Here is a 265-nt window from a genome sequence, read left to right on the forward strand (position 1 = left end):
GGTGATTTTTAATCATTAATGATGTGCGGGAATAAAAATTATATCTCTGGGAGTTTGACTGTGTATCTGTCGGTTTGGCAAAGTTGTTTATATGTATTGCAAGATGAATTGCCTTCGCAGCAGTTCAGTATGTGGGTGCGACCACTACAAGCAGAAAGTACCGAAGATACCTTGACGATTTATGCACCTAATCGCTTTGTACTAGATTGGGTAAGAGAAAAATACCTAAATAGAATTAATGAATTATTAGTATAGATTTGTTGTG

1 protein-coding gene is annotated in these 265 nt (G+C 35.8%); it reads left to right on the forward strand.

Going from position 1 to position 265, the window contains the following annotated elements; genetic code table 11:
- The first annotated feature begins 60 nt into the window (after window positions 1-60).
- Window positions 61-255 carry a DnaA N-terminal domain-containing protein gene (locus AAEY78_RS13460; protein ID WP_352339824.1) on the forward strand — a complete coding sequence of 65 codons (195 nt, stop codon included), beginning with the start codon at window positions 61-63 and terminating at the stop codon, window positions 253-255.
- Window positions 256-265 lie beyond the last annotated feature (10 nt).

This window comes from Psychrobacter sp. 16-MNA-CIBAN-0192 (assembly GCF_040309565.1).
Classification (GTDB): Bacteria; Pseudomonadota; Gammaproteobacteria; order Pseudomonadales; family Moraxellaceae; genus Psychrobacter.